General features: G+C 63.6%; 20 protein-coding genes. 12 read left to right on the top strand and 8 right to left on the bottom strand.

All coding sequences use genetic code 11. The annotated features are described in order from the left end of the window. Positions 1–67 precede the first annotated feature (67 nt). Positions 68–568: an STM3941 family protein gene (locus tag A6F65_RS07235; protein ID WP_067787270.1), complete on the top strand. Its 501-nt coding sequence runs from the start codon at positions 68–70 to the stop codon at positions 566–568. 52 nt (positions 569–620) lie between these two features. Here A6F65_RS07235 and A6F65_RS07240 read toward each other — a convergent pair whose 3' ends face one another. The 4 genes from A6F65_RS07240 to rpsF form a co-directional block, all read right to left on the bottom strand. Then, the gene (locus tag A6F65_RS07240; RefSeq protein WP_067787273.1) at positions 621–2,057 is read right to left on the bottom strand and encodes an AMP nucleosidase; all 1,437 of its coding nucleotides are present in this window, start codon (positions 2,055–2,057) and stop codon (positions 621–623) included. Positions 2,058–2,255: 198 nt separating this feature from the next. Then, a complete protein-coding gene (gene rplI / locus A6F65_RS07245; protein ID WP_067787275.1) occupies positions 2,256–2,918 on the bottom strand; it encodes a 50S ribosomal protein L9 in 663 nt (220 codons plus the stop codon). A 13-nt stretch (positions 2,919–2,931) separates the two neighbouring features. Beyond that, a complete protein-coding gene (gene rpsR / locus A6F65_RS07250; protein WP_067787277.1) occupies positions 2,932–3,156 on the bottom strand; it encodes a 30S ribosomal protein S18 in 225 nt (74 codons plus the stop codon). After that, positions 3,156–3,521: a 30S ribosomal protein S6 gene (rpsF, locus tag A6F65_RS07255; protein ID WP_067790272.1), complete on the bottom strand. Its 366-nt coding sequence runs from the start codon at positions 3,519–3,521 to the stop codon at positions 3,156–3,158. Before rpsF ends, rpsR begins: the two co-directional genes overlap by 1 nt. A 200-nt stretch (positions 3,522–3,721) precedes the next feature. Between rpsF and A6F65_RS07260 the strand changes: the two genes are divergently transcribed. Next, positions 3,722–4,672 carry a DUF808 domain-containing protein gene (locus A6F65_RS07260; RefSeq protein WP_067787279.1) on the top strand — a complete coding sequence of 317 codons (951 nt, stop codon included), beginning with the start codon at positions 3,722–3,724 and terminating at the stop codon, positions 4,670–4,672. Here the strand turns inward: A6F65_RS07260 and A6F65_RS07265 are convergent. Both A6F65_RS07265 and A6F65_RS07270 read right to left on the bottom strand, forming a co-directional pair. After that, the gene (locus tag A6F65_RS07265; RefSeq protein ID WP_067787281.1) at positions 4,666–4,944 is read right to left on the bottom strand and encodes a hypothetical protein; all 279 of its coding nucleotides are present in this window, start codon (positions 4,942–4,944) and stop codon (positions 4,666–4,668) included. The two genes, A6F65_RS07260 and A6F65_RS07265, sit on opposite strands and share 7 nt — an antisense overlap. Then, entirely contained in the window at positions 4,941–6,368 is a 1,428-nt protein-coding gene (locus A6F65_RS07270; RefSeq protein WP_067787283.1) for a glutamate ligase domain-containing protein, read from the bottom strand. Before A6F65_RS07270 ends, A6F65_RS07265 begins: the two co-directional genes overlap by 4 nt. A gap of 124 nt (positions 6,369–6,492) precedes the next feature. Between A6F65_RS07270 and A6F65_RS07275 the strand changes: the two genes are divergently transcribed. From A6F65_RS07275 to A6F65_RS07305, 7 genes are all read left to right on the top strand, one after another. After that, positions 6,493–7,326 (top strand): LD-carboxypeptidase, encoded by an 834-nt coding sequence (locus tag A6F65_RS07275; protein ID WP_067787286.1) that lies wholly within the window; start codon positions 6,493–6,495, stop codon positions 7,324–7,326. Between the two features lie 29 nt (positions 7,327–7,355). Beyond that, on the top strand, positions 7,356–8,291 hold the full coding sequence (gene fabD, locus A6F65_RS07280; RefSeq protein ID WP_067787288.1) for an ACP S-malonyltransferase: 936 nt from the start codon (positions 7,356–7,358) through the stop codon (positions 8,289–8,291). Between the two features lie 33 nt (positions 8,292–8,324). Beyond that, entirely contained in the window at positions 8,325–10,361 is a 2,037-nt protein-coding gene (locus A6F65_RS07285; RefSeq protein ID WP_067787290.1) for a beta-propeller domain-containing protein, read from the top strand. Between the two features lie 59 nt (positions 10,362–10,420). Next, positions 10,421–11,173 carry a 3-oxoacyl-[acyl-carrier-protein] reductase gene (gene fabG, locus A6F65_RS07290; RefSeq protein WP_067787292.1) on the top strand — a complete coding sequence of 251 codons (753 nt, stop codon included), beginning with the start codon at positions 10,421–10,423 and terminating at the stop codon, positions 11,171–11,173. Positions 11,174–11,195: 22 nt separating this feature from the next. Beyond that, complete coding sequence (locus A6F65_RS07295) at positions 11,196–11,741, top strand: hypothetical protein (RefSeq protein ID WP_067787294.1); 546 nt, start codon at positions 11,196–11,198, stop codon at positions 11,739–11,741. Between the two features lie 163 nt (positions 11,742–11,904). Further along, the gene (dnaN, locus tag A6F65_RS07300; RefSeq protein ID WP_067787296.1) at positions 11,905–13,032 is read left to right on the top strand and encodes a DNA polymerase III subunit beta; all 1,128 of its coding nucleotides are present in this window, start codon (positions 11,905–11,907) and stop codon (positions 13,030–13,032) included. Positions 13,033–13,044: 12 nt separating this feature from the next. Then, on the top strand, positions 13,045–13,410 hold the full coding sequence (locus A6F65_RS07305) for a hypothetical protein (RefSeq protein ID WP_067787298.1): 366 nt from the start codon (positions 13,045–13,047) through the stop codon (positions 13,408–13,410). 34 nt (positions 13,411–13,444) lie between these two features. Here A6F65_RS07305 and A6F65_RS07310 read toward each other — a convergent pair whose 3' ends face one another. Continuing rightward, entirely contained in the window at positions 13,445–14,761 is a 1,317-nt protein-coding gene (locus A6F65_RS07310) for an FAD-dependent oxidoreductase (protein ID WP_067790276.1), read from the bottom strand. A 164-nt stretch (positions 14,762–14,925) separates the two neighbouring features. On the opposite strand from A6F65_RS07310, the gene A6F65_RS07315 reads away from it, so the two are divergent. From A6F65_RS07315 to lepA, 3 genes are all read left to right on the top strand, one after another. Continuing rightward, positions 14,926–17,619, top strand: coding sequence for an EAL domain-containing protein (locus tag A6F65_RS07315; RefSeq protein WP_237164787.1), 2,694 nt, complete (start codon positions 14,926–14,928; stop codon positions 17,617–17,619). A gap of 111 nt (positions 17,620–17,730) precedes the next feature. Further along, positions 17,731–19,950, top strand: a complete 2,220-nt coding sequence (locus A6F65_RS07320) for an EAL domain-containing protein (RefSeq protein ID WP_067787302.1) — start codon at positions 17,731–17,733, stop codon at positions 19,948–19,950. Positions 19,951–20,013: 63 nt separating this feature from the next. Then, the gene (gene lepA, locus A6F65_RS07325; RefSeq protein WP_067787304.1) at positions 20,014–21,831 is read left to right on the top strand and encodes a translation elongation factor 4; all 1,818 of its coding nucleotides are present in this window, start codon (positions 20,014–20,016) and stop codon (positions 21,829–21,831) included. Positions 21,832–22,202: 371 nt separating this feature from the next. Here lepA and A6F65_RS07335 read toward each other — a convergent pair whose 3' ends face one another. Beyond that, a complete protein-coding gene (locus tag A6F65_RS07335) occupies positions 22,203–23,690 on the bottom strand; it encodes a reverse transcriptase/maturase family protein (protein ID WP_067787306.1) in 1,488 nt (495 codons plus the stop codon). Between the last annotated feature and the right edge of the window lie 236 nt (positions 23,691–23,926).

Consider the following 23,926-nt stretch of genomic DNA (forward strand, 5'->3'; position numbering starts at 1 on the left):
GGCCGGGACCTTGGCCGGCCAAACAGATTTTGGTGGCAGGCATCTTTGAAAGGCCACGCTAAGCGTCATGCAGGATTTCGTCGCATACAACAGCCGTTGGCGCTTGGCATTGCTGACTTGTTTGTCCGCTGCTTTTGTTGCCCTTGGACTCTACCTGGCAGGTGCTTTCGGAGAAATTTCCACGAGCCGCTATTCGCCAGCGCTTCTTTTCGCCGTTGGCTGGGCTGCCATTCTCTTTTTCACACTGACCGCTTGCGATGCGATCATGAGGATCTTCAGTCTCAAGCCACGTTTGGTTATCGGCGCGGAAGGGATCATCTGGTCCGCATTGTCCGACGAGCCGTTACCATGGCCGGAGATCCGAGGTGTCACGACTTCGAAATCAGGAGGTCAAAAATACATCATTCTTTATCTCCACAACCCCGGAAGTTTTTCTGGAGTCGGAATTGCGGGGCTGCTCGATAGGGCGAACAGATTGCTGACGGGGGGCGACGTCTTGATATCGACAGCTGGCACAAATCGTAGCTTCGACGAAGCTATGTCGGCCATTGAGCGATACCGCCCCTAGACAGCGAAGCGCGACGCTGTCTCCGGCAACATCGCAGCTGACAAGATGACACCTACCTAAACGGCGGCTCGTTAAACGCCCGCAGCTTGCGTGAATGCAGGCGGTCGCCTTCAGCGCGCAGTTTTTCGCAGGCGACGATGCCCATTTGCAGGTGGGCGGCGATGGCTTCCTCGTAGAACTGGTTGGCCTGTCCGGGCAGCTTGATCTCGCCGTGGAGCGGCTTGTCCGAGACGCATAGCAGCGTGCCGTAGGGGACGCGGAAGCGGTAGCCTTGGGCGGCGACCGTGGCGCTTTCCATTTCGATGGCGATGGCGCGGCTCTGGCTGAAGCGGCGGGCGCTGGCGGTGTAGAGCAGCTCCCAATTGCGGTCGTCGGTGGTCACCACCGTGCCGGTGCGCAGGCGCTTCTTCAGGTTTGCGCCCTGCGTGCCGGAAACTTCCTCCGCCGCGCCAGCCAGCGCCTGCTGGACTTCCGCGATCGGCGGGATGGGGATTTCGGGTGGCAGGACGCTGTCGAGCACGTGGTCGTCACGCAGGTATGCGTGGGCGAGCACGAAGTCGCCGATCTTCTGGCTGGCGCGCAGGCCCCCGCAATGGCCGATCATCAGCCAGGCTTCGGGGCGCAGCACGGCGAGGTGGTCGCAGATCGTCTTGGCGTTGGATGGGCCGACGCCGATGTTGACCAGCGTGATGCCGCTGCCGTCCTCTCGCACGAGGTGGTAAGCCGGCATCTGGTGACGCCGCCATGCCGTATCGGACAATTGCAGCCGCGCATTCTGGGTGGTCGTATCGATGCTGAGGCCGCCTGCACCCTCCAGCCGGACGTAGCCATTGCTGCCGATTTGCGCGGCAGCCCAATCAACGAATTCATCGACATAGCGGTGATAGTTCGTAAACAGGACGAACTTCTGGAAATGGCGCGTATCCGTGCCGGTGTAATGGGCCAGGCGGGCGAGCGAATAATCCGTGCGCAGGCCGTCGAACAGGCTCAATGGCATGGGCGTATCGGGCAGGGCGAAGTCCACGCCGTCCGCCAGCTCGTCCCCGATCAGGGCGAGGTCCGTGCTGGGGAAGTACTCCGCCAGCTGCTGGGGGCTGACGCCGCCCATGGCCGCGCCCTGCGACCCGTCGATCACGTAGGGGAAGGGGATTTCCTGCCGCGAGCGGCCGACGTCCAGCTCCACCTCGTAATCCTCGGCGATCAGCTCCAGCTGCTCGCGAAGATACGGCTCGAACAGGGCGGGCCGGGTGATGGTGGTGAGGTATGTGCCGGACTGCTCCAGCCGCCCGAAGGCACGGCTGCGGTCGGCGGGTGCGCCCTTGCCGGAGAAGACCAGCCGCAATTCGGGGTAGCAGTAGATGCCATCCTCGCGCTGGCGCGCGGTCGGCGTGCTGCCATCCTGCGCATAGGCGGCGATATCGTTGCGGAGGCGGGTTACAGCTGCATCATAGATGGCCTGCAGCTCGGCCAATGTCTCATCGATTGTCATCGCAGGCAGCTAGCGCATAGATGATGACATTTCAAAGGCAGAGATGCCGGATAGCAAATGAAAGGGGCGCGAAAGCCGCAGCCTTCGCGCCCCTTTTTCATTTGGCATGAGTTCCAGCGAAGGCTGGGACCTCGTCCAATCTTGCACCAGGCCGGTTGAGACCCCGGCCTGCGCAGGGGCTCACGACTGGCCGCAGGATCAGGCCTGCTCTTCGCCTTCGTCGGAAGCGCCTTCGGCAGCTTCGTCGGCCTGCTCTTCAACACCTTCCGGGTTTTCAAGCATGTCGGCGGGGATTTCGCCCGGCTCCAGCGTGGGATCGCGCTGCTGCGTTGCGGCAGCTTCTTCGATCTCGCGCTGTTCGTCTTCGAAGATCTGGGCGAGGACGTCGACGCCCTGGCTCTGCAGTTCGGCTTCATCGTCGGAGCGGGCGACATTCGCCTTCACCGTAACGCTGACTTCCGGGTGCAGGGCCACGGTCACTTCGTGCATGCCGATCGTCTTGATCGGGCTGCCCATGATGACCTGCTTCTTGTCGACTTCGTGGCCCTTCTCGGAAAGGCCTGCAACGATGTCGCGAACGTTGACGGAACCGTACAGCTGGCCGGCATTGGAGGAAGCGCGGATCAGCACGACTTCCGTGCCGTCCACCTTCTCGCCAGCCTTTTCGGCTTCGCCGCGACGTTCCGCGTTTTCTTTTTCAAGACGGTCGCGATTGGCTTCGAAGACCTTCTTGTTCGCCTCGTTGGCGCGCAGGGCCTTCTTGTTCGGAAGCAGGAAGTTACGGGCGTAGCCGTCCTTCACGGTGACCACGTCGCCGATGCTGCCGAGATTGCCGATCCGTTCGAGGAGGATGATATCCATGTCTCTTGTCCCCTTACTTCACGATGTAGGGCAGCAGGCCCACGTGACGTGCGCGCTTGATGGCCTTGGCCAGCTCGCGCTGCTTCTTGGCCGAAACCGCGGTGATGCGGCTGGGCACGATCTTGCCACGCTCGGACATGAAGCCCTGCAGCAGGCGCGTGTCCTTGTAATCGATCTTCGGCGCGTCGGCACCGGAGAACGGGCAGGACTTGCGGCGGCGGAAAAACGGGCGGGCCATCAGTTACGCTCCTCACGGTCGGACCGGCGCTTCTTGTCGCGGTCGTTCTTGCGCATCATGACGGACGGGCCGTCTTCATGCTCGTCCACGGCGATGGTCAGCCAGCGGATCACGTCTTCGCTCAGGCGGTTCTGACGCTCAAGCTCCTGCACCAGGGCGCCGGGGCCCTCGATGTTGAGCAGGACGAAGTGTGCCTTGCGGTTACGGTCGATCTTGTATGCGAGGTTCTTGAGGCCCCAGGTCTCGGTCTTCACGACCTTGCCGTCCATCTTCTCCACGGTTTCCGTGGCGGCGGCGGCAAGCGCGTCGACCTGAGACTGGCTCAGATCCTGACGCGCGAGGAAAACATGCTCGTAAAGAGCCATGTCGCGCTTCCTTTTCATTTCATGGCCGATCGCTGGCTGATCCGCACGATTGCGGGGCCCCTCCGGCTTTCTTTAAGTTTCCACAGAGGGCCGTCGCCCCCTGCGGAAGCGGCGCACATAGCGGGGATGGCGAGGAATGCAAGCCTTGTGCAGCCGGAACGGGCAGGGCACGGGCCGGTTGAGGCCAAAAGGAGTTTTGCATGCCCGGTGGACTGACTGCACTTTTGGACGACGTGGCGGTGATTGCCCGCACGGCGGCCGCCAGCATAGACGACGTCGCCGTGGCCGCCAGCAAGGCAGGCTCCAAGACGGCGGGCGTGGTGATCGACGATGCGGCTGTCACTCCCAGCTATGTCACCGGGCTTTCCCCAGCGCGCGAGCTGCCGCTGATCTGGAACATCACCAAGGGCAGTTTCAAGAACAAGCTGCTGTTCCTGCTACCGGGCGCGCTGCTGCTGAGCGAGTTCCTGCCAGGCGCCATTGTCTTCGTGCTGATGCTGGGCGGGCTCTACCTGTCCTATGAAGGCGCGGAAAAGGTCATCGAGAAGCTGGGCGGCGAGAAACACGGCAAGACGCTGGAAGACGAGATCGAGGACCCCGCCGCCTTCGAGAAGGAGCGCACGAGCGGGGCAATCCGCACCGACCTGATCCTGTCCGCCGAGATCATGGCCATCACACTGAACGAGGTTGCCGCCGAAACATTGGTGACCCGCGCAGCCGTGCTGGCGCTGGTGGGCATTGCGGTGACAGTATTCGTCTATGGCGCGGTCGCCCTGATCGTGAAGATGGACGATGTGGGCCTGCACCTGACGGAGAAAGCCTCCAGCGCGGCGCAGGCGGTGGGCCGGTTCCTGCTGAAAGCCATGCCGCTGCTGCTCACGTTCCTGAGCTTCATCGGGACCATCGCGATGCTGTGGGTCGGCGGCGGTATCCTGCTGCACGGGATGCACGAGCTGGGGATCGACGGGCTGTACAAATATGCACACGATATCGAGCACGCGGTCGAGACGGTCGGCGGCGGCTTCTTCGGCTGGCTGACCTTTGCCGCCCTATCGGCTCTGTTCGCCCTGATCGTGGGCGGGATCATCGTGTTCATCCTGCACAAGGTGTTCAAGATGGGTCACGGCCCGGGAGATGCGGAGGCTCACTGATCCTTCTGGGTCAGGTCCAGCTCGCACTTGCTGCAGGTGCTGTTGGGCCAGGGCATCGGCAGCCAGCCGTGCCAGAACAGGTTGCTGCCGCAGCGCGGGCAATTGTAGCGGGCCGAGCGCCTGTTCGCGATGATGAGGGCCACCGCCACGACGGCGAATGCTATGCTGGAGTGGCCCACGATCCGCTCGACTGCGATCACGAAGAGCACACCCATCGCCAGAATGCCGAACATGGTCAGCGCGTGGCGGCGAGCGTCTTCGTAGATTTTCATGCCAGCTTCTCCAGCAACCCCTTCGCAAAGCCTGTCAGCGTGTCGTCGCGTGCGCCCATCACCACCACGCGGTCGCCGGGCTGGGCGATGCTGGCGATGTGCTCGCCGCATTCCTCGCGGGTGGGGAGGTGCCTGGCCTTGCCGCCGGCATCCTCGATCATGGAAATGATGCGCTCCGTTCCCTCGCTGCGGTCCACCGTGCCGCCGAAATAGACCGGGTCGCACATAACTGTGATGTCACCGTCACCCAGTTCGCTGGCGAAGGTCTGGGCGAGTTCGTGGCCCATCTGCCGCAAGGGGCCGTATCCGTGCGGCTGGAAGAAGGCGATCACGCGGCCGGGATGGGCCTTCAGCGTGCGCAGCGTGGCGGCGCATTTTTCCGGGTTGTGGCCGAAATCGTCGATCACCGTGATTCCGCTCGCGCTGGTGCCCACGATATCGAAACGGCGGGCGAGGCCGGTGAAGCTGCCAAGCGCCTTGACGGCGAATTCTGTCGGCACGCCTGCGGCCACTGCTCCGGCGATGGCGGCAAGTGCGTTGGACAGATTGTGCCGCCCCGGCATGGCAAGGGTCAGCGCGTGCTCGCTGCCATCGTGGCGGTCCACCACAAGGGCCGCCTGCCGCAGCGGGCTTTCGGCCACCGAACCCGGCACTACGCCGATCTGCGCCTTGTCCTGCTCCAGCCCGAAGGTGATGACATCCTTGGCGCGCGGCAGCAGGGCCAGCGCCTCCGGATCGTCGGCATTGATCGCGGCGATGCGGCTGCGGGCGAGGAAGTCGCCGAACAATTCGCGCAGCTCCTCCATGCTCTTGTGGTCGAGGCTGACATTCAGCAGCACGCCCACGGCGGGGCGGTAAAGCGCGATGGAGCCATCGCTTTCGTCCACTTCGCTCACGTAAATGCTGCGGCTGCCGACCACGGCGCTGGCAAAGGGGCGATCGTCGGAGACGAAGTTCTTCATCACTGCGCCGTTCATGATCGTCGGCTCGCGGCCCGCCGCCTGCAGGATCCAGCCGAGCATGCCGGTCACCGTGCTCTTGCCGCTGGTCCCGGCGATGCCGATGCCTGCGCCGCTGGTGTTGAACAGGATGGAATTGAGCTCGGCCCGCGTCAGGCGCAGGCAGCCAAGTTCCTTCGCACGGGCGGCGTCGGGCACGCTGTCCTCCACTGCTGCGCTGGCGACAAAGACCTGTTCAGCCCGCGTGACGCCACTGCCGTCCTGCTGGAAAAGGCCGAAGCCCTGCCGCTCCAGCGCGGCGAATTTTTCGGGCGTTCGGCCCTGGTCGAAGCTGCGGTCGCTGCCTGCGACTTCGCCGCCAAGCCCTTTCAGGATCTGGGCGAGCGGCAGCATGCCGGATCCGCCGATGCCGCAGAAGAAGAAGGGGCGGGCGAGAAGTTCGTCCGGAGTGGGAAATTCGGTCATGCAATTCTCTCGTGATCCCCCGCGAAGGCGGGGGTCTCCTACGGCTCAGTGCGACCAGGCCGATTGAGGTCCCCGCCTACGCGGGGACTCACAATTTGTGAAGCAGGCCGCTAAAGGCAATCCCATGACCCGCATCGCCATCTGCGCGCCCGCAACGCCGATCACCCGCGACCATGCCGCCGCGCTGGAGGCGCTGGTGGCGGAGGAATTCCCGCAGCATTCTGTCTGGTTCCACGAACAATGCTTTGCCAGCCAGGACCACTTCGCCGGGCCGGACCAGCAGCGCATGGATGCGCTGGTGGAATGCGCCAACCACCCGGATTACGACGCGGTGTGGTTTGCGAAGGGCGGTTATGGCTCCAACCGCATCGCGCAGGCCGCGACCACGTTCATGGATGGGGAGGCGCGGCGCAAGACCTTCGTCGGCTTCTCGGACATGGGGTATTTGCTCGCCATGCTGTACAAGCTGGATATTGGCCAGCAGGTGCACGGACCCATGCCGGTAAGCGCGCGCAGCGAGAGCGGGCGCGAGGGGGTGCGGCGCGTGCTGCGCTGGTTCTCCGGCGACACCAGCGGCGTGGAGCCAAGCGTGGATGGCCGCACGCCTACGGCTGCCTTCAATCTCATCACCCTGTCCATGATCGCGGGCACGCCGCTGATGCCGGACCTGCGCGGGCATGTGGTGATGGTGGAGGAGGTGAGCGAGCACCTTTACGCCGTGGACCGGCTGTTCTTCCACCTGACGAACCTGCTGCCCCCGGGCCTTGCCGGATTGCGGCTGGGCGAGGTGAACCACGTGCCGGAGAATGACCGCGAGTTCGGCCAGTCGGCGGAGGACATCGCGCGGTTCTGGTGCGCGCGGATGGGCATCCCATACCTGGGGCGTGCGCAGATCGGCCATTATGCGGGCAACCATGTGGTCCCCTTCGGCCTTGCCAGCCCCGCAGGCGCTGCCTAACCCGCGCCGCCAAAGCAGGAGAGATCACGATGAGAGCGTTCGTTTTTCCCGGACAGGGCAGCCAGAAGGTCGGCATGGGCAAGAACCTGGCCGATGCCAGCGCCGCCGCGCGCGAAGTGTTCGAGGAAGTGGACGATGCGCTGGGGCAAAAGCTGTCCGCCATCATGTTCGAAGGCCCGGCGGACGACCTGACGCTGACCGAGAACGCGCAGCCCGCCATCATGGCCAATGCCATCGCCACGCTACGGGTGCTGGAGGCGGAGTTCGGCATAACGCTGGCGGACAAGGGCGATTGCGTCGCGGGTCACTCGCTGGGCGAGTACACCGCGCTGTGCGCTGTCGGCGCATTCAGCCTTTCGGACACGGCGCGGCTGCTGAAACTGCGCGGGCAGGCCATGCAGGCCGCCGTGCCTGTGGGCGAGGGCGCGATGTGCGCGCTGCTGGGCGCGGATATCGAAAAGGCGACTGCGCTGGCCGAGGCGGCTGCCGAGGGCGAGGTGTGCGAGATCGCCAATGACAACGACCCCAGCCAGGTCGTCCTGAGCGGCCACAAGGGCGCGATCGAGCGCGCCGTGGCCATGGCCAAGGAACACGGCATCAAGCGCGGCATCCCGCTGCCCGTATCCGCGCCGTTCCATTGCTCGCTTATGCAGCCTGCCGCCGATGCCATGGCCCGCGCGCTGGAAGACACTCCGCCGCAAGCCTTCCGCCTGCCGATCTTCGCCAATGTTACCGCCGCCGCCGTCGAGGATGCGGCCACGGAGCAAGGCCTGCTGGTGCAGCAGGTGACGGGCCGCGTGCGCTGGCGGGAAAGCGTGCTGGCGATGCAAGACGCTGGCGTCACTCACTTCGTGGAACTGGGCGGAAAAGTACTGGGCCCCATGATCGGACGCATTGCGCCGGACGTTCAGGTGACAAGCGCGGTAAGCATGGAAGACCTCGATGTTCTGGCGCGGTTAATGTGACAGTGTAACATTGGCGGCACAGGAGGACTTTCCATGCCGTCAGTGATTCGTTTCGCCGCCCCCGCCATCGCCCTGGTCTTGACCGCCGGGTGCGTCCCCCCGTCCGGCGGTGGCGAGGTCGCCAGCGGCAAGGGTATGACCAGCTTTGCCAGCGAGGCCGACCTCGAGGCCTTCCTGAAATCCCGGCGCCAAGCGGCAGAGCGCGTCACGACGGTCGATGTGCAGGAAATGGCGGTGGAAGAGGCTGCCGCCCCGCCCACGGTTGCACCGCCGCCTCCGGTCGCCCAGTCCTCCGTTCCCGCGCCGGAAGAGGGCGACAGCGAGCAGATCACCAATACGCAGGAACAGGGCGTGGACGAGGGCGGAATCGTGAAAAACCACGGCGACCACCTGGTGGTGCTGCGCCGTGGGCGGCTGTTCACGCTGAAGACTGGCGGCGATGTGCTGGCCCCGGTGGATAGCATCGATGCCTTCCCGCCGAACGACCGGAACCCCGATGACACCTGGTATGACGAGATGCTGGTGGCCGGCGATATGGTCGTGGTGATCGGATATTCCTACGGCAATGGCGCCACCGAAGTCAGCCGCTTCGACATCGCCCGGACGGGCGAGCTGGCCTATCGCGACACGCATTACCTGCGCAGCGCGGATTACTATTCCAGCCGCAATTACGCATCGCGCCTGATCGGGCAGCGCCTGATCATGTATGCCCCCTTGCCGATGTATGGCAGCAACTGGCGCGAATTCGTGCCTGCCATGGCTCCGCGCCCCGCAAACGGTGAAGTGGCGAGCGATTTCACGCCTATTGCGCAGCCGGGCGACCTCTACGCCCCGGCGCCCGTGCTTGGGGACGAGGAGATCGGCGTCAGCGTATTGCACACGGTCACCGATTGCGACCTGTCGAAGAAAGAGTTCACATGTGAGACGAACGGCGTGTTCGGCGGCTGGGGGCGCAATTTCTACGTCTCTCCGGATGCAGTCTATGTCTGGACCGGGCCGGATGGGCGGTATGACGAGGCGAACGCGTCGTGGCTTTACCGCCTGCCGCTGGATGGCAGCGCGCCGCAAAGCATCACTGTGGCGGGTAACCCCGTGGACCAGTTCAGCTTCCGCCAGGATGGCGCGGATGGCGTGCTGAATGTTGTCGTGCGCGCGCAGGGCGGCGGCGATGCCATGTGGCGTCCGGAAGTCAGCTCCGGCGATGTGGCGCTGCTGCGCCTGCCGCTGTCCCGCTTCGGTGACGGCAGCGAAAAGGCCCCGCAGGACGATTACCGCGACCTGCCGAGCGTCACGGGCTACAACTTCCAGAACCGTTATGTAGGCGGCCACCTGCTTTACGCGGGCGAGAATCCGCGCGAACCTGGCGTGCAGAGCGTCCTGTTCGCCGTGCCGCTGAAGGGCGGCGAGACGGAGCGCGTGGCGCTGCCGCACGGCGTCTCCCGCCTCGACGTGATCGGGCGCGACGGGATCGCCATCGGGCAGGACGAGAAGGGCGGGCTGGGCTTCTCCGCCATCGCGCTGGCCGCGGACGGCTCCGCCCGGCGCGAGGACACTTACATCCTGCCATCGGCGGGCGAGGGGGAGAACCGCAGCCAGGCCTTCTTCTATCGCCCCTCCGACGCGACGGGGGACAGCGGCACGCTGGGCCTGCCTGTCATGCTGCAGCGCCCGGATCCGCGCCCGGCCAGCGGCAATGGCGGTCCTCCGCCCGTGGTCAGCGTGACACCCCCGGGCAGCACGCCCGTGCCGCCGCCGCCGCCGCCACCGCCCTATGGCGGGACGAAGTACCTCGGCTCCGGCTCCGCCATCCTTTTCCTGGACCGCAAGTCGCGCAAGTTCAGCCCCGCCGGGCAGCTGGAAGCCTATCTCCAGCGCCAGCCGGACGATGGGTGCCAGGCATCCTGCGTCGACTGGTACGGCAACGCCCGCCCCATCTTCCTTGGGGACCGTGTCTTCGCCCTGCTGGGATACGAGCTGGTGGAAGGCAGGCGCGATCCGTCCGGCCGCATCGTGGAGCGTCGCCGCGTGGACTTCACCCCGCGCATCGTGCCCGCGCGCGGCAGCCAATAGCCGGGTTGACGACTGACGGCCTTCGCAGCATTGCCCGTTCGCAAGGACGGAGACCAAACATGTTTTCACTCGAAGGTATGAATGCGCTGGTGACTGGCGCGAGCGGCGGGATCGGTTCGTCGATCTGCCGGGCGCTGGCCGCACAGGGCGCCAGGCTGGCCGTCAGCGGCTCCAACGGAGACAAGCTGCGCGCCTTCCGCGAGGAGCTGAACGACGAGTTCGGCCATGACCATGTGGAGATCACTTGCAACCTGTCCGATGCAAAGCAGGTGGACGAGCTGGTCCCCGCTGCCGTCGATACGATGGGCGGGATCGACATCTTGGTGAACAACGCGGGCATAACGCGCGACAACCTTGCCATGCGCATGAAGGACGATGAGTGGGACGATGTCATCCGCATCAACCTGGAAGCTGCCTTCCGCCTGATGCGCGCTGCCGCCCGCCCGATGATGAAGGCAAAGTTCGGCCGCATCGTCACCATAACCAGCGTTGTGGGCGCGACGGGCAACCCCGGACAGATGAATTACGCCGCGGCCAAGGCGGGCCTGACCGGCATGACGAAGAGCTATGCGCAGGAAGTCGCCAGCCGCGGCATCACCGCCAATTGCGTGGCCCCCGGCTTCATCCGCACGGCGATGACGGACGTGCTGCCCGATGCGCAGAAGGACGCGCTGAACGCCCGCATCCCCATGGGCCGCATGGGCGAGGGCGAGGAGATCGGCGCTGCCGTCGCTTACCTCGCCAGCAGGGAGGCGTCATACGTCACCGGCCAGACGCTGCATGTGAACGGCGGCATGGCGATGCTGAGCTGACGGGACGAAGGGGGTCGAACCGATGAAATTTGCAAGCCTGCTTGTCGCTGCGCTGCTGGTCGCGGCGCCTTCTGCCGCACTGGCGCAGGACGCGGCCGATAAAAGCGCCGTGCTCGATTGCCCGATGCAGCGCACGACGCCGGGCCTGGCCCAGCGCATTGCCGATGTCATCACGCCCGGTAACGGCACGGACGACATTGGTGAGCCGCGCATGGCAGAGCTGGTCACGGTGGTGAGCGGGTGTGCGCGGGAACACGGTATAGCGGAAGCCAAGGTGGAGACTTACGCGCTCTATTACCTCTCGCGCATGATGCGGGAGGAGGGCGCCCGCCAGCTGCAGGCGCTGGGTATCCCCTTGGAGGCAATCCATCGCGCACTGGATGTGGGGCCGGGCCGCGCCAATCCGTTGAGCCTGCGGGTCACGCCTGCGCAGACGGATGACCTCATCACCCTGCTGGATGCAGCAGGGGTGGATGTCATGTCCATTTCGGACGGGACGTTTCGCGTGATCGGCATCTACGCCGCAAGCATCGCGGGCGAGACGAATTACGCCAGCGCGCTCGAATAGAGCCCTCCTGCCGGTTTTATCCCCAGATGCGCCATCGGGCGCAGATCGCAGCCTTGCCGCCGTGGTCCAGCGCGCTAAGGATGGTATCCGAAAAACCGGCGCTGGACGGGCGATTCCGCACAGAAATATGCCCATGGCGCGCAAGGGGGATTGAGAAGGGACCATGAAGGCCACCATCGAACGCACGAATTTGCTGCGCTGTCTCAGCCACGTCCAGTCCGTGGTCGAACGGCGCAACACGATCCCGATCCTGTCCAACGTGCTGATAGAGGCATCGGGCGACGGCCGCGTGACCGTGACGGCCACAGACCTTGACCTGCAGGTCGTGGAGAGCCTGGACGCCGCTTCGGTGGAAGATGCCGGCTCCATCACCGTTTCCGCCCACCTGCTGTTCGACATCGCGCGCAAGCTGCCCGATGGCAGCCAGGTCAGCCTGGAAACCGCGGACAACCGCATGGCGGTGAAGGCCGGGCGCAGCCGCTTCAGCCTGCCGACCCTGCCGCGCGACGACTTCCCGATGATCGTGGAAGGCGATTTGCCGACCAGTTTCGAACTGCCGGCCAAGACGCTGGCCGAGATGATCGACCGCACGCGCTTTGCCATCAGCACCGAAGAAACGCGCTATTACCTCAACGGTATCTTCCTGCATGTGGCGGATGACGATGGCGGCGTGCTGAAGGCTGCTGCCACCGATGGCCACCGCCTTGCCCGCTTCACGCTGGCGCGGCCGGCCGGGGCCGAAGGCATGCCCGATGCCATCATCCCGCGCAAAGCCGTGGCGGAGCTGCGCAAGCTGCTGGAAGAATCCATGGACGGCAACGTCCAGCTGGACCTATCCGCCAGCAAGGTGCGCTTCACCCTGGGCGGTGAAGGCGGCGTGGTGCTGACCAGCAAGCTGATCGACGGGACTTTCCCGGATTACTCGCGCGTCATCCCCACGGGCAATGACAAGCTGCTGAAGATCGATCCCAAGACGTTCTTCGCCGGTGTGGACCGCGTGGCGACCATCGCCACGGAAAAGACGCGCGCCGTGAAAATGGGGCTGGATAACGACAAGGTCACGCTGACCGTCACCAGCCCGGACAACGGCACCGCTTCGGAAGAAGTCCCTGCCGAATATTCGTCCGACGGGTTCGAGATCGGCTTCAACGCCGGTTACCTGAAGGATATCCTTGGCCAGATCGAAGGCGACAGTGTCGAACTTCACCTGGCCGATGCCGGGGCGCCCACGCTGATCCGCAAGGATGACAGCAGCCCCGCGCTGTATGTACTCATGCCGATGAGGGTCTGACCTGTGAATACGATGAAAAAACTGATTGCCGCCGCTGCCATCCTCTCCGTCCCGGCTGCCGTATCTGCGCAGACGCCGGATGCCGATCCGCAGGATGACCTGAAGTGCGCCGCATGGTCCGCAATGATCGCCGGCCAGATGCAGGATGACGAGAAGACCGCCAATGCCTTTGGCCTGGCCATGACCTATTTCATCGGCCGTTACGAAGGCGCAACGGGGCGCGATATCGCAAAGGACCTGACGCCGGAAATCGTCATGGATGCGGCCGGAAACATGGAAGCGACGACCGAATTTTGCGCCGCGCGCATGGAATCGCTGGGTCGCCGCATGGAAGGTCTTGGTACTGCGCTGAAGGCTGCGGGCGACGCCGAGGGCTAATCCCGGCTTGTTGGTCCTGCGCGCTGCGTTGCGATTATTGCAGCGCGCGGATCATTGCTTCCACATCGACGAATTTCTCGCGCGGTGAGCCTTCGCGCGCCGCGGCGGCTTCGGCTTCCTCGATCTTCTTCCAGTCGCGGAAGGTGACGATGTCGATCCCGCGCTCTTCTGCCAGCTCGTCGAAGCCTGCACGGCCACGTTTGCGGCCCGGGCCAAGCGCGCCGCTCTCGATATCCTCGCGTACCTTTTCGACCACGGAATAGCCGTCGGGCCGGTTGGTCCCGATCGTGCCGCTCGGGCCGCGGCGGGCCCACCCCACGCAGTACAGGCCCGGCATGATGCGTCCCTCGTCATTGGCGAAGCGGCCTGCGCGCTCATCGAACGGGACGCCGGGGATGGGCACGGTGCGATAGCCGATGCAGGTGACCACCAGGCTGGCGGGAATGCGATAGGTTTCGCCTGTGCCGATGGCGCGGCCGACTTCCACGCGGGTCCGCTCGACCTCGACGGCCTCCACCTTGCCTGACCCGTGCAGGGCCACCGGCTGGGCGAAGAAGTCGAACTCCACCGCGATGCGTTTCTCCGCCTTGATGTCTTCCGGCACGGCCGCGAATTCGCGCAGGGCGGAGACGGACTTGCGCAGGCCCGGCTCCAGGATCGCATCCTCCTCCGGCTCGGGTAGGTCGCGCGGCTCGACATGCGGCGCGGCGCGCTCGAGATGCGCCAGCTCGCCCAGCTCCTTGGGCGTCATCATGACCTGGTGCGGCCCGCGGCGGCCCATGATCACGATCCGCTCCAGCCCGCTGTCGCGCAGGGCATCCAGCGCGTGCCCCACGATGTCGCTGCCGGCGAACTCGCCCTCGGTCTTCGACAGGATGCGCGCGACATCCAGCGCCACATTGCCCATGCCCACGACGACGGCGGTCTTGCCGGAGAGGTCAGGCGAAAGCGCGGCAAATTCCGGATGGCCGTTGTACCAGCCCACGAAAGAGGCGCTGCCGAAGACATTGCCCAGCTCCGCCCCTTCGATGGTGAGTGCGCGGTCCTTCGGAGCTCCGGTGGCCAATATGACCGCGTGATACAGGCCCTGCAGCTCCTCGATGGAGATGTCCTGGCCCACGGTGACATTCCCGACGAAGCGCACATTGTCAGTCAGCGCGACCTTCTCGTAACGCCGGGAAACGCCCTTGATGGACTGGTGGTCGGGTGCGACGCCGGTGCGGATCAGGCCGTAAGGCACGGGCAGTGTATCGAATACATCGACGGCCACGTCGTCGCCAAAGGCCTTCTGCGCCGCTTCCGCCGTGTAATACCCGGCCGGACCGGACCCGATGATTGCCACCTGCCGCATCGCGCTCTCCCGCTTATCCACGCCACCTTATCGGACAGCCGCTCCTACGCAAGGCAGGCGGCCCGTTCCTCCCCCGCGCCATGCTGGCGCAGACGCCGTGCAATTTAAGCATTTATCAAGCGAAATGGGGCATTGCCCGACCTATGGATCGAGCGACGGCCAAGATGCGAGAACAGGTCGCGATCGCGCAATCCGCTGGTGCCGAAGGGACTGGCGGGAAAAAGCGCGCGCGCAGGAAGAAGGCTGCGCCTGCTTCCGAGCGCCGCAAGGTCATGCGCCGCGACCCCTCGAAAGACCGGCTCGAGGCCTTCCGCAAGGGCACGGTCGATGTCCGTTCATGGCTGCCATTCAACTGGGTTTTGCTGGCAGCGTCGATGCTGGTCGCCGTCACCATCGCCTCGGTGGCATCATCGCGCATTCCGCCGCTGGTACCTACCATCCTGATCGGCATCGCCATCGCCGGGATCGCCGCAACGCCGCGGCTGAGGGCGTATGAATATACCGGGGAGACCAAGGGCCGCGTGAAGATGGCGGCCTTCTGCCTGGTGATCCCCATGACGCTGTTCGGCGGCGCGATCAGCTATTGGTGGCGCTATTTCGAGCTGACCGGCGGCGCCGGACTGTCGTTGCTGCTGTTCGTGGGCATGATTGCTGCGGCGTTTGCGCGTCGCCACGTCGGCACGCTGTTCGCCAGCCAGATGGGCATGTGGCTGCCCGCCCTCATCATCGCGCAGTCGCTCTTCGGCCTACTGGCCTTTGTCGTTGCGGCAATTTCTGCCGTGCTGATCGCGCGCGACCAGTTGCAGGTGGAAGAGGACGAGCAGGACGAGGACCAGGCCCGCATCCGCGCGCAGGCCCGCGCCCGCAACATCATCGCCGATTACGAGGAGACGGGGCAGGGCTGGTTCTGGGAAACGGACCGGCGCGGACAGCTGAGCTATATCTCTGCCCCGATCGCCAAGACGCTGGGCACCACGTCGGAAGACCTGCTCGGCAAGCCGCTGACCGCGCTGTTCGATCTTGGCGATGCGAAGAAGGAAGGCGAGCGTACGCTGGCGTTCCATTTCACCGCCCGATCCGCCTTCAACGAGCTGCCCGTGCGCGCTGCCGTGGAAGGGGAGGACCGCTGGTGGTCCGTCAGCGGCCGGCCGGTCTATGACAGCTTCGACAATTTCGCAGGTTTCCGCGGCTCAGGCACGGATCTGACCGAGAAGAAGCGCAGCCAGGACAAGGCGACCCGGCTGGCGCAGTACGATTCCCTCACCGGCCTCGCGAACCGCCACCAGATGGCCCAGTCGCTGGAGAAGATCCTTACCTCCCCGCAGGAGAAGGATCGCGCCTGCGCCGTGCTGCTGCTCGACCTCGACCGATTCAAGGTCATCAACGATACGATGGGCCACCCGGCAGGCGATGCGCTGCTGAAACAGGTCGCACAGCGGCTGGAGCGGACGGTTGGCGCGATGGGCCGTGTGGGCCGCCTGGGCGGTGACGAGTTCAAGGTCATCATTCCCAAGCGCACTGAGCGCGATCGGCTGGCGCAGCTGGCGCAGGACATCATCAACACGCTGACGCAGCCCTATGTCATTGACGGGCAGAGCGTGAATATCGGCGCCAGCGTCGGTATCGCCCTGTTCCCCGACAATGCCGATGACAGCGAAACGCTGATCCGCAATGCCGACCTTGCGCTCTATGCCGCAAAGGACAACGGGCGCGGACGGTTCTTCTTCTACGCGGAAGACCTGCACGCCGAGGCGAAGGCGCGGGCCGCGCTGGAGAAGGACTTGCGAGAGGCCCTGGTGAAGGGCGGGCTGGAACTGAATTACCAGCCGGTCATCGCTGCCGCCGAAGAGAAAATCACGGGTTTCGAGGCGCTGCTGCGCTGGAACCATCCGGAAAAGGGCCGGATCAGTCCCGAGAAGTTCGTGAAGATTGCCGAGGAAACCGGCTTGATCGAACAGATCGGCGAATGGGCCCTGCGCACTGCCTGCCACGACCTGGCCAAATGGCCGGACGATGTGCGCTGCGCGGTCAATGTTTCGCCCCTGCAATTCGCCAATCCGAAGCTGCCGGCGATCATCACCAGCGCCATTGCCGAAGCTGGCATCCCCGCACACCGGTTGGAGCTGGAGATTACCGAGAGCGTGTTCCTGTCGGACGATGCCAATACGGATGCGATGTTCGCCGCGCTGAAAAAGGTGGGCGTGCGCCTGGCGCTCGACGATTTTGGGACGGGCTATTCCTCGCTCGGCTATCTGAAGAAAGCGCCGTTCGACAAGATCAAGATCGACCAGAGCTTCGTGCGCGGCGCGACCGAGCCGGGCAGCCGCAACGGCGCCATCATCCAGTCCATCACCAGCCTGGCGCATGCGCTGGGCATGGATACTACGGCGGAAGGCGTGGAAACGTTGGACGAGCTGGACCTGGTGCGTGTCCTGGGCTGCAGCCACATCCAGGGCTATATCTACGACAAGCCGCTATCGATGGCAGATGCCACGGAACGCCTGCGTACGGGCCTCGATGCAAAGGCGCAGGGCCCCAAGTCTGCCCGCGCCCCGCGCCAGATGATGCTGCGCAAGGTCCTGCTGGAGCATGCCGGTCAGGTCTATTCGGGGACAATCCGCAATATCTCCGTCTCCGGTGCGCTGATCGAAGGGCTGTGGAACGTGCCGCCAGGTACGATTTTCGACGTGCAGATATCCAGCCGCCGCAAGGTGCGCGTGACATCGCGCTGGGCAAAGGATGACAAGATGGGCGTGGAGTTCACCCAGCCGCTGGAAAGGGCGGCTGATGGCAGCCTCCTGGTCCTGCAGGAATCGGCCTGCGATCCCATCGCCGGCTCCCAGCGTAAAAGTGCGTAAAATTTCTGCCCTTCAGCCGGCGGCATTTAACGCTGTCTTAGGCATGTTGCGGCTAACAAAAGGCAAGTCTGCAGGGAAACCTGCCAGCAAACTTGGGAAAAAGCCGCTGCCATGCGCCGCATAATTCGCAATCTTACGGGTAAGACCGCGCCGGAAGAAGGCGATTTCCGCGCCGATGGTTCGCAGCGCGGTCAGGCGTACCAGCATGCCTCGGATTACCGCCTTTCGCTGATGGAGCAGTTCGAGGCGACGGGCATTTCCTGGTTCTGGGCCAGCAATGCCGAGCACGAGCTGGAATACCTGTCCCCGGGGGCATCCGATGGCCAGTCCTGGTCGATGGACGAGGTGCTGGGCCAGACGCTGGGTGACCTCTTCGAGATGGATTCCGACCAGTCCGGCGAAGCCGCGCAAAGGCCGCTCGGTTTCCAGCTGAGCGCGCGGACGCGGTTCAACAACCTTGTCGTCAAGCTGCGCTTCCACAAGCGGGAAACCTACTGGTCGCTGACCGGGCAGGCGGTGTATGACGAGGAAGGCGAATTCCTCGGCTACCGCGGCAGCGCAAAGGACATCTCTGCCGATTACGAACAGCAGCGCGATACGTCGCGCGCGGCGCAATTCGATGCGCTGACGGGGCTTGCGAACCGCTCCCGCATGACGAAGCGGCTGGATGCCGTCCTGACGGCGTCCAAGGTGGCAAAACGCTCCTGCGCGCTGCTGATGCTGGATCTCGACCGGTTCAAGCAGGTCAATGACACGCTGGGCCATCCGGCGGGCGACGACCTGCTGAAGCAGGTGGCGCGCCGCATCGAGAAGATCGTGGACGGCAAGGGCGAGATCGGGCGCCTTGGCGGTGACGAGTTCCAGATCATCCTGCCCGATATCGACGATCGCGGGGACCTGGGACATCTGTGCAACCGCCTGATCCAGATGATCTCGCAGCCTTATTCGCTGGATGGCAGCCGCGCGACCATCGGCACCTCCGTCGGCGTGGCCATCGCGCCCTATGACGGACTTGAATCCGATGATCTGGTGAAAGCGGCCGACCTTGCGCTGTATGCTGCCAAGGGCGGCGGGCGCGGGCAATTTCGCTTCTATTCCAACGATCTGAAGGACAAGGCGCAGCAGCGCCGCGAGATCGAGGAAGAACTGCGCGATGCCCTGGTGCGCGGCGAGCTGGAAATGCATTACCAGCCCACCGTGTGCCCCAAATCGCACAAGGTGAAGGGTTTCGAGGCGCTGATGCGCTGGAACCACCCCGAGCGCGGCTATATCAGTCCGGGCGAATTCATCCCGATTGCGGAAGAAACCAACCTGATCATCCAGCTGGGCGAGTGGGCCCTGCGTCAGGCGTGTGCGGACGCGGCCAAATGGCCTTCGGACCTTCGCGTGGCGGTCAATGTATCCGCGCACCAGTTCGCGCAAGACAGCCTGCCCACCACTGTGACCAACGCGCTCGCCTCGGCAGAGCTTTCGCCCAAGAGGCTGGAGCTGGAGATCACCGAGACCGTGTTCATGGGCGACACGGGCGAAACCGATGCCATGTTCCGCAAGCTGAAGGGGCTGGGCGTGCGCCTGGCGCTGGACGATTTCGGCACCGGCTATTCCTCGCTCGGCTATCTGCGCAACGCGCCGTTCGACAAGATCAAGATCGACCAGAGCTTCGTGCGCGGCTGCACGGAAAAGGGCAATTCCAACGCCGCCATCATCAGCGCCATCGTCAATTTGGCGAGCGCCCTGGGCATGGACACCACGGCCGAGGGCGTGGAGACGATGGACGAGCTGAAAGCCATCAGTGCACAGGGCACCAGCCTGATCCAGGGTTTCATCTTCTCGCGCGCGATCCCGCATGCCGAAGTGCTGGAGAAGCTGGAGAGCGGGAACCTGAAGTACGAGCCTGTCGGCCCCTCCAAGCACCGCGCGCAGCGCAAGACGGTCTATCGCCGGGTCGGCGTAATCCACGGCGATTGCCGCTACGAGGCCGTCATGCGCGACCTGTCGAAATCGGGCGCGCGTATCGAGGGCCTGCTCGATGTACCCGTGGGCACGGAATTCATCCTCGACCTTGGGGAAGGGCAGCTGGTGCTTGGCACCGTGCGCCGTTCGCAGGATGCGACGCAGGGCGTGCAGTTCGAAACTGCGCTGGTCAGCGACGGGGCGGACGGGCTGTGCACGCGGCACCGCGTCTCGCCCTATGCGCTCGCCGCAGCGGGCATGCCGCTATCGGCCCTGCCATCGGGCAATTACCCGCTGGTGCAGAACGCGCAGGCGGAAGGCGCGAAGCCGCGCTTCATGCAGGTGGACGTGTCCAGCGCATCCAGCCGCGCGGCATAATTCGCTTGCCCGCAGGATTGCGCTGCTGACAGGCGTTCCAAGCGCGGCTAATGGGGCGGTCTGATGACTGACCTTGCCAAGATCCGCAACTTTTCGATTATCGCCCATATCGACCACGGGAAGAGCACGCTCGCCGACCGGCTGATCCAGCATTGCGGCGGCCTGACCGCGCGCGAGATGTCCGAGCAGGTGCTCGACAACATGGACATCGAGAAGGAGCGCGGCATCACCATCAAGGCGCAGACCGTGCGCCTGAATTACACCGCGAACGACGGCGAGACTTACGAGCTCAACCTCATGGACACGCCCGGCCACGTGGACTTCGCCTACGAGGTCTCGCGCTCCCTGGCCGCGTGCGAGGGCGCGCTGCTGGTGGTGGACGCCGCGCAGGGGGTGGAGGCGCAGACGCTCGCCAATGTCTACCAGTCGATCGAGCACGACCACGAGATCGTCCCCGTCATCAACAAGATCGACCTGCCCGCGGCCGAGCCCGAGCAGGTCCGCGCCGAGATCGAGGACATCATCGGCATCGATGCCAGCGACGCCGTGCTCACCAGCGCGAAGTCCGGCATCGGCATCGAGGAGGTGCTGGAAGCCCTCGTCTCCCGCATCCCGCCGCCCAAGGGCGACCGCGACGCCCCGCTGACCGCCAGCCTGGTGGACAGCTGGTACGACCCGTATCTCGGCGTCGTCATCCTGGTGCGCGTGATCGACGGGGTCCTGAAGAAGGGGCTGGACGTAAAGTTCATGCAGGGCGGCACGCAGCACCTGGTGGACCGCGTCGGCTGCTTCACGCCCAAGCGTGTGGACCTGCCGGAGATCGGCCCCGGCGAAATCGGCTTCATCACCGCGCAGATCAAGGAGGTGGAGCAGGCCCGCGTGGGTGACACCATCACCACGGTGAAGAACGGCGCGGCGCAGGCGCTGAAGGGCTACAAGGAAGTGCAGCCCGTGGTCTTCTGCGGCCTCTTCCCCGTGGACGCGGCGGATTTCGAGAAGCTGCGCGAAAGCATCGGCAAGCTGCGCCTCAACGATGCCAGCTTCAGTTACGAAATGGAGAGCAGCGCCGCACTCGGCTTCGGCTTCCGCGCCGGCTTCCTCGGCCTGTTGCACCTGGAGATCATCCAGGAACGCCTCAGCCGCGAATACGACCTCGACCTCATCACCACGGCGCCGTCCGTGGTTTACCGCGTCCACCTCGCCCACACGAAGAACGAGGATGCGGAGGTGCGCGACATCCACAACCCCGCCGACTGGCCGGACGTGAACCGCATCGACATGATCGAGGAGCCGTGGATCAAGGCCACGATCTACACGCCCGACGAATATCTCGGCGCCATCCTGAAGCTGTGCCAGGACCGGCGCGGCATCCAGACGAACCTGACCTATGTCGGCGGGCGCGCGCAGGTGACCTACGAGCTGCCGCTGAATGAGGTGGTCTTCGACTTCTACGACCGGCTGAAGAGCATCAGCCGCGGCTATGCCAGCTTCGATTACGAACAGATCGGCAATCGCGAGGGCGACCTCGTGAAAATGAACATCCTGGTGAATGCAGAGCCGGTGGATGCGCTATCCCTGATCGTCCACCGCAGCGTGGCCGAAGAACGCGGCCGCGGCATGTGCGAGCGGCTGAAAGACCTCATCCCGCGCCACCTGTTCAAGATCCCCATCCAGGCCGCGATCGGCGGCAAGATCATCGCCCGCGAAACCATCGCAGCCCTGCGCAAAGACGTGACCGCCAAATGCTATGGCGGCGACATCAGCCGCAAGAAGAAGCTGCTGGAGAAGCAGAAAAAGGGCAAGGCGCGGATGCGGGAGTATGGGAACGTGAGCATCCCGCAGGAGGCGTTTATTGCGGCGTTGCGGATGGGGGAGGAGTAGGCGGTTCGGGCAAAAGGCCAAGGGGGGACTCGAACCCCCGACCTATGGATTATGAATCCATTGCTCTATCCAGCTGAGCTACAAGGGCATAGGCCTTTCGGCCCGAACGACACAACTGTAACTCTCGGATCGAGAATTGCAAAGGTGTATTGGCTAAGACCAATGGGAAACATCATAGAAGTTATTCTCGCCGTTGGGGCACTCGTCGCGAAGCATGATGGCGCCTCGCTTCGCAGAGGCTTCTTCGACACCATAAACTTCAACGGAATGTCCACATCGCGTGCATCTTAGATCGAGACACGGGACCTCTCCATAATCGCCCTCAGTTGTGCTTTCAAAAATTTCAACTGTGACTTTCACTCAAGCCTCCATCACTTCAAATCAATGGCATCTGATGCATCGCGCCGAGCTTGGCGTTGTAGCGCGCGTGCAATCTCCTGATCCACCCTATGCCTAGCGCGTTTCCTCAAACGCCTGACTTGACCGTGAATCTTTTTTCCTTTCGTTTGAAACTCTTCCACAGAACGCGCTACGTAGGTCCAGAAAGTCCACCTCTTGTTTGACGAGGAAGGCTCGAACCTCTCAACCCGTCCGAAGCACTTTGTGAATTCCTCAAAATTGAATAGATCACATAGTTCATCGTAAGTCTTGTTGGGATAGCGCCGAATTGTCGCTTCTGCTTGATTTCGGGCCACCGATGCGACCTTGCGGTATAGGTTCGACATCGTTGAATCTCGAAGAAAGACACTCTGACCGTCGTAGCGGAAGCCAAGGTACTCGAGACCGTTTTTCCCCTTGCCAGAAATCAAATCTGAATGTTGGGCATCACCATTTCGCGTGTAGCGGACCAGTGACGACTTCTCCGGCTTGATAACGAGCTGGTCGCCATGCTGACGGATGCGAGTGGGCAGCTCTGCCATGATTTCTTGGGCCTGTTCGACTGAAACAGGCAAGATCAGGAGAATATCGTCCGAATAGCGCACATAGCTTCCGCCCAAGCTGACGGCGAGCTCGTGCATCTCGACATCGAAGTCTATTAAATAGAGGTTGGCGAGCAGGTCTGAGATCGGCGCGCCTTGCGGAATTCCGAAGGGCTTTGTGTTCGGCTCGACAAGGGAATCGTACTCGCCGTTCTCACCAAGAATTTTCTGCCGAAACTCGTGCGGTGAGCAAAGCTGGGTCGGAATTTCGTCATAGGGGGTAAGGTAGCCGTGGATTGGATCGCCGCCTTTCGTGTAGCTTTTCACTCCATAGTAGCCGAGCCGCTCGTAGGCCTTCACCCTGTCGACAACGCGATATTTCGTGATGTTCTTGAAAACGGCAAAGTGATCCGCAGGAAGGCGCTCCACGCCAAGCAGGCGGCACCAAAGAGCCTTCAATCGCTCATGATCAATTGATTCGAAATAGCTGCTGATATCGACAGCAATTGCACAGCAATTGCCTAACTCACGGATGCGATCAAACGCTTCACGGGCAAACTGAATATTGCACTTACCTCGCCGCCCGTCAGTTGCTGTTGGGATTCGTCGGTACGCAATCGGACAGTGGCTGATACCAAGGCGACTCAACTCAGTCTCGTATGGACCGCTGAGCAAGTGCCGATAGTATGCGAAGATATATGCGTCTCGGCGCGAAGCATACCGGATGGGCCGGTCCTTCGACTTGGGCTTCGGAGTGTCGCTCCCTTTCTCGCGTCGGAAGGGCTGCCATTTCTTCGTATAGCGTAACAGAGGGAAGAAGCTGTTCTCCGCAACCCTCTTGGGGTCGGTGACCAGCGCAACGATTTCTTCAGGCTTCAGTATCTGATCAAAATGCGGATAGCGCTTGAGATCACTTTTCTTGAGAGTCCATCCCGGCATCCGCCCCTCCTCAACGAGAGGGGGCGGCAGTAACCGGTTCCATCCGGTTAACACTACCGCCCCGCACCGTTGGCAACGAGCTGGGCGAGCCCCGCTCTGTCTGGAATATATTCGACGAAGTCGAGTATGCTGTCGCCGTCACGGCTATCGCGCTTATCGCGATGGTCGATTGGCGGAGATCGCTAATCTCGGCATTCAACGGAGTTGCCTTTATGACTACCCGCTTTGCGCTTCGG

The sequence above is a fragment of the Paraurantiacibacter namhicola genome (genome assembly GCF_001687545.1).
GTDB lineage: Bacteria > Pseudomonadota > Alphaproteobacteria > Sphingomonadales > Sphingomonadaceae > Paraurantiacibacter > Paraurantiacibacter namhicola.